Below are 6296 nucleotides of genomic sequence, written 5' to 3'. Positions count from 1 at the left end.
ACACGGTCTACTCCTATGTCGACTACACCCTGGGGGCTAACGTCGAGGTGCTCAATCTGGTCGGCAACGCCGTAAACGGCACCGGCAACGCCTTGAACAACTCGCTGTACGGCAATGACGGCAACAACCGGCTCGATGGCGGCGCTGGGCTCGACACCATGGTCGGCGGCAAGGGCGATGATGAGTATGTCCTGGACCAGGCTGGAGAATTGGCGCTCGTCAGCGAAAGTGCAAATCAGGGTACGGACAGACTTCTCATCAGTTATGCGGCTGCGGCAACGGGCAGCCTGATTGATCTCAATCTAAGCAACCTGCAACAGATCGAGAACGTCACCGTACTGGCCGGCGGCGATTTCACTTTCGCCGGCAACGACCTGAACAACAATCTCGCCGGTGGCAGCGGTAATGACTTCATCAACGGCGGCAAAGGTGCCGACACCATGAGCGGTGCCGCCGGTAACGACACGTATATTGTCGACAACGTCGGCGACGTGGTGATTGAAAGCAGCATCTCGCTCTCTGAAATCGATACGGTGTATTCCTACATCGACTACACGCTGGGAGCGAATCTAGAAGTATTGAATCTGGTCGGAAGCGCTTTGAGTGCGACCGGTAACGCGCTGAACAACTCACTGTACGGTACCGCAGGCAACAACATCCTCGACGGGGGCACCGGCGCCGACTTCATGGCTGGCGGCACCGGTAACGACACCTACATTGTCGATAATATTGGCGATGTCGTTAGCGAAACCAGCACCCTCGCGAGCGAAATCGATACTGTTCGCGCATCCGTCAACTACACCCTAGGGGCCAACCTGGAGAACCTGATTCTTACTGGCAGCGGCAATATCTATGGCGTCGGTAACAGCCAGAACAACGTCATTACCGGCAACGAGGGGAACAACCAACTGATTGGTGGTGCTGGGCTCGACACCATGATTGGTGGCAAGGGCAACGATATCTACAGCATCGATCAGGCGGGTGAGCTCGCATTGGTTCAGGAGCTCGCCAGCGAAGGCACTGACTCTCTTTTCATTGAATACACAGCGACTGCACAGACCGGGACCGTCGACCTCAACCTCAACAATCTGAAGAATGTCGAGAACGTGGTAGTGACGGGCGCGGGCGACTTCACGCTGGCTGGCAACGATCTCGGCAACAGCCTGACCGGCAGCAGCGGAAATGATTTCATCAACGGTGGCAAAGGCGCTGACACCATGACCGGCGGCGGTGGCAACGACACGTATATCGTCGACAACATCGGCGATGTGGTCAGCGAAACCGGCACGTCGCTCTCGGAAATCGACAGCGTCTATTCGTACGTCGATTACACCTTGGGGGCCAACCTGGAGATTCTGAATCTTGTCGGGTCTGCCAGCAAAGGTACCGGCAACGGGTTGAACAACTCCATTTACGGCAACGACGCAGACAATATCCTGGATGGCGGCGCGGGGACGGACTCGCTCACAGGCGGTGCTGGCGCCGACACCTTCGTGTTCAGCTCGCGTACCGACATGGGCCTGGGCGCCAGCCGTGACGTGATCACCGATTTCAGCAGCCTGCAGGGCGACAAAATCGACCTGACGAAATTCGATGCGAACCTGCTGCAAGGTGGCATGGACGGTTTCACCTTCATCGGCGCCAATGACTTCACCGGTGCCGGGCAACTGCGCTTCGTCGACCACGTACTGTCGGGCAATGTCAGCGGCAATGCCGGCGCGGACTTCGAAATCCAGCTGGTCGGTGTGAATAGCTTCAGCGCCAACGATCTGGTGGCCTGACGCTCTGTTCACTTGCCAGGCCAGCAACCCCGGCCGGTGAACTGAAGACAAACGCCCCGACTGGTTCGGGGCGTTTGTTTTTCAGCATGCTGCGCTTTTGTTCAACTCAGTACGCCCAACTCCTTGGCGCGCGCCACGGCCTGCGTGCGCCGCTCGACTCCCAGTTTGCTGTTGATATGGCTGGCGTGGGTTTTCACCGTGTGCAGCGAAATGAACAATTGCTCGCTGATTTCCTGATTCGAACACCCCTGAGCAATCAACCGCAGGACTGCCAGCTCTCGACTGCTCAACTGCTCTGTGGCTGAACACTCGACGGTGGGGCGTACCTCGGTCACCGGAAAGCGCTCCAGCATTTGTTGCCCGACCGGATGTTGCGAGACCTGCATCAGTTGTCCGCGCACCCAATGCGGATGATCTTTGAACAAACCCTCAAAAGGTTGCAGCACGCCGCCATTGGCAGCCTCCAGCGCCAGAGCCAGCGCTTTGCGCGCTTCAGGCTCTCGTCCACTCGCCAGCAATAACGCCACCTTCTGCGTCAGTGCCATCACGCTGAGCAACTGCCGCCCGGTTCGCTGACCGTTTTCATGCAACACATTCAAGCGCCCTTCGGCGAGCATCGGTTGCCCTTGGATTAAATCGAGCAGTGCCTGTTGCAGCTCCACATGCAGTGGTAGCTGTGGATGAAACTCCGGCGGTGCGGCAGCATGCTCGCCGGTGTACGTCTGGCCCAGGCGCGCGAGCCACGCCTCGGCGAGATCGATACGCCCCTGCGCCAGCCACAGTTCGCATTTGACCAGCGTGATCATCGCCAGATAGTAGATCGGCGGCACGTCCCAGATGTGCATCAGGCGTTCGGCTTCGGCGAGTTCGGCAAAGGCCTTGGCGAACTCGCCGCTGGCCCCGTCCAGGCGGGCGATCACGCAGTGGCCGATCAGCACGCTGATGTCGCGACAGGCCCGCGCTTCGCCAATCCCGGCGAGCAGGCGTACGCGCGCGGCCTGAGATTGCAAACGCATCGCCAGCAGAAAACCTTCGTACAACGTGAGCCGCGCGCGTACGGCGTACAGTCGTTGCGGCGACAGACCACGCAAGCGCTCCAGCCCCTGATGCACTTCATCCAGCGCGCGCAGGATCTCGCCCCGCGATTGCAGAACCCGGGCCCGATCGTAATGCGCCAGGGCTTCGAATAATGGATTGCCGACCCGTTGCGCCAGTTCGAGGGATTCACGGTTCAGCCCGCGTGCGCGCCACAGATCGCCGTCGGCGATCGCCAGATTGGACAGGGTCGAGAGGCACATCAGCCGCTGGCCGTAACGCTTGGCCGGCAGGCTCTCCAGCGCCTCGCCGCAATAGCGCAGGGTCAGCTCGCGATGGCCGCGTCCGCGAGCGATGATCCCGCTCAACGCCAGCCACTGCGCCAGCATCGATTTCTGCGCGGTGGCCGAGGGCGCTGGCAGAAAGCGGCTCAAATGGCTGGCCAGCTCTTCGGCGGCATCGAGTTGGCAGGCCAGCCCCAGTGCCCAGCTGTAGAGCACGATCAGCCGTGGCGTGCTGATCAGCAGGCTGTCGGGCAAGTCCATCTTCCAGCGCAGCAGCATGCCGACGTTCTGCTCGGCGAGCAGTTGTTCTTCGGACAGGTTCTGTACCAGGTTCGCCGCGACATCGAGATGCCCGGCACGCAACGCCTGCTCCACCGCTTCATCGAGCAAGCCCTGCGCATTGAACCAGCGACAGGCGCGCAAATGCAGGGTGGCAGTCGGCACCATCGCCTGGGCGATCGGCCGGCTGCGCAACAAGTCGGAGAACAAATGGTGATAGCGATACCAGTGACCGTGCTCGTCCAGCGGTACCAGAAATACCTGGTGAGCGAGCAGAAAGCGCAGGATCTCGGCGCTGTCATGGGCTTCGCGGACGGCGTCGCACAGCTCGCTGCAAAAGCGTTCCTGCGGTGCGGTTTCGTAGAGAAAGGATTGCACGTCGGCGGGCAGGCAATCGATGACTTCTTCGAGCAGATAGTCGCGAATGAGCCCTTCCCCGCCGTTCAGCGCTTGCGGCAGCGCGGCATCGCTGCCCGCCTCGGCCACCGCCAGCAACCAGAAGCGCAGGCCGGCGACCCAGCCTTCGCTGCGCTGGATCAGGCTTTCCAGTGCCTCGCCGCGCAGTGAGCTGCTGTGCCGATCGAGCAGAGTCAGCGCTTCATCGTGGGTCAGGCGCAAATCCTGTTCGTGCAGCTCGAGCAACTGCCGCGACAGGCGCAGACGCGCCAGATGCCAGTCCGGGCGCTGCCGACTGGTAACCATCACCAGCAATCCATCGGGCAGATGATTGAGGAAAAATTGCAGGCAACGATCCAGCACCGGCCCTTGGGCGAGGTGGTAATCGTCGAGCACCAGCAGCAGCGGTGCAGCGGGATCGAGATGCAGCGCGAGCTCGTCGAGCAGTCCGTCGAGCCATTCTTCGAAGGCGAACGGCTGATGACGCTGACGCATTTTCAGCAGGCCAAGAGCACCGGCGCCCAAGGCCGGAAAATAGTCCTGCAGACCTTCGAGCAGGCGCTCGAGAAAACGCCCGGGATCACTGTCACGCGGACTCAAGCCCAACCACAGACTTTGCCAGTGCGCGGGCAGACTCTGACAGAACTCCACCGCCAGCGAGCTCTTGCCGAACCCTGCCGGGGCGCTGACCAACAGCAACCGGCCACCCAGCCCGGCCTGCAGACGCTGGCAGAGGCGCGGTCGCAGGACATAGCCGTCAGGCAGCGGCGGGCGGAAAAAACGCCCGTCCAGTGCTGCGACGGTGATGCTTGCGGGACCCGGAAGTGGGGACAGATCAGTCATGGCCGGCTCTTGTTCGAAGGCGATTGGCGGCGTTGCAGATGTCCGCAGCCTAGCCTTAATCGAACCGGTTATGAAGGTTGCTGCTACAAATGGCTACAAAAAGCCTACATCCACTGCGACCCTCCCCTGCAGGAGCTGCCGAAGGCTGCGATCTTTTGATCTCGCTTTTGCTGTTACAAAGGCAAAGTCAAAAGATCGCAGCCTTCGGCAGCTCCTACATGAGTGGTGCGGCGTAAACCCGCACGCAAAAAAACGCCCCGAACCAGTCGGGGCGTTTTCATGAGGATGCGGCCTCGGGTTCAAACAGCTTTAGCGCACACCGTCCTGACGCAGAGCGGCCGGGGTGAAGTCGCTGGTGGTGGCGGTGAAACCGAAGTCATACGCCTGCTTCTCTTCGTTCTTCATGCCCAGCGCCAGATAACGGCCGGACTGCAGGTCGTAGAGGGTTTCGAGGGCGTACCACGGCACTTGCTTGTCGTAGTAGTTTTCGGCATGCGCCTCGGCCACACGCCACAGTTGACCACGACCGTCGTAATGGTCGATCACCGCGGCTTGCCAGGTGTCCTCGTCGATGTAGAAGTCACGTTTGGCGTAGATGTGGCGCTGACCTTCCTTCAGGGTCGCTGTGACATGCCAGACGCGGCGCAGCTCGTAACGTGCCAGGTCCTGGTTGATGTGACCGGCCTTGATGATGTCCGAGTACTTCAGTTTCGGATCGTCGAGCTTGTAGCTGTCGGAGGCGATGTACATCTCCTTCTTGCCTTCGAGCTTCCAGTCGTAGCGATCCGGCGCGCCGTTGTACATATCGAGGTTGTCGGAAGTACGCAGGCCGTCGGCGGCGGTACCCGGGCCGTCATACGACACTTGCGGTGCACGACGCACCCGACGCTGACCGGCGTTGTAGACCCACGCTGAACGCGGCTCCTTGACCTGATCGAGAGTCTCGTGCACCAGCAGTACGCCACCGGCCAGACGCGCCGGCGCGGTCACTTTCTGCTTGAAGTAGAACAGGATGTTGCCCGGGTTCGCCGGATCGTAGTCCTTCATCTTGTCGCGGAACACGAACTGATCCTGGAAGTACACCAGGCTGTACGAGCCGTTCGGTTGCGGCGTGGCCTGGGTCACCAGACGGGTCACGCTGCCGCCGCGATAGCGGGTGATGTGGTTCCAGATCACTTCCACACCGGTTTTCGGGATCGGGAACGGCACGGCGGTATCGAAGTTTTCCAGGCCGTTGCCGCCGGACACCAGATTAGTGCTGGTCGCGTTCTTCTTGATGGCAGCGAATACGTCATCGGGCACGGTGGCGCCGCGATGGGACGGATAGACCGGCATCTTGAAGGTTTCCGGGTAGCGCTTGAACATCGCGTACTGGCCCGGGGCAAGCTTGTCCTTGTACTTGTCGACATCCTTGGCAGTGATGGTGAACAGCGGCTGCTCACTGGCGTAAGGGTTGGACAGGAAGCCTTTGCTGTCGACGCTGCCGGCATTTTTCGGCAGCGGTTTCCAGGCCGGGATCGAACCGTCGGCGTTACCGGCCATCTCCGCGCCCATCGGCGTCAGGCTCTTGCCCAGTTTATCCGCTTCGGCAGCAGGCACCGCCGCCATGACGCCGGTCGCCAGCAGCGACAGGCCCAGAACACCGGCGTGGAACAGACTCTTTGTTATTTTCATAAAT

General features: G+C 60.7%; 2 protein-coding genes and 1 pseudogene. 1 reads left to right on the top strand and 2 read right to left on the bottom strand.

Translation table 11 applies throughout. The annotated features are described in order from the left end of the window. Positions 1-1781: pseudogene (locus QRN33_RS22355) on the top strand (calcium-binding protein); the annotation flags it as partial. Between the two features lie 101 nt (positions 1782-1882). On the opposite strand, the gene QRN33_RS22350 reads toward QRN33_RS22355, so the two are convergent. Further along, on the bottom strand, positions 1883-4618 hold the full coding sequence (locus QRN33_RS22350; RefSeq protein ID WP_285410145.1) for a winged helix-turn-helix domain-containing protein: 2736 nt from the start codon (positions 4616-4618) through the stop codon (positions 1883-1885). Between the two features lie 309 nt (positions 4619-4927). Next, positions 4928-6292 (bottom strand): DUF1329 domain-containing protein, encoded by a 1365-nt coding sequence (locus tag QRN33_RS22345; protein WP_042609737.1) that lies wholly within the window; start codon positions 6290-6292, stop codon positions 4928-4930. Between the last annotated feature and the right edge of the window lie 4 nt (positions 6293-6296).

This window comes from Pseudomonas sp. FR229a, from assembly GCF_030209115.1.
In the GTDB taxonomy this organism is placed as follows: Bacteria; Pseudomonadota; Gammaproteobacteria; order Pseudomonadales; family Pseudomonadaceae; genus Aquipseudomonas; species Aquipseudomonas moraviensis_A.
The sequence above is the reverse complement of the archived record's forward strand: the minus strand, read 5'-3'. Positions and strand labels throughout refer to the sequence as shown.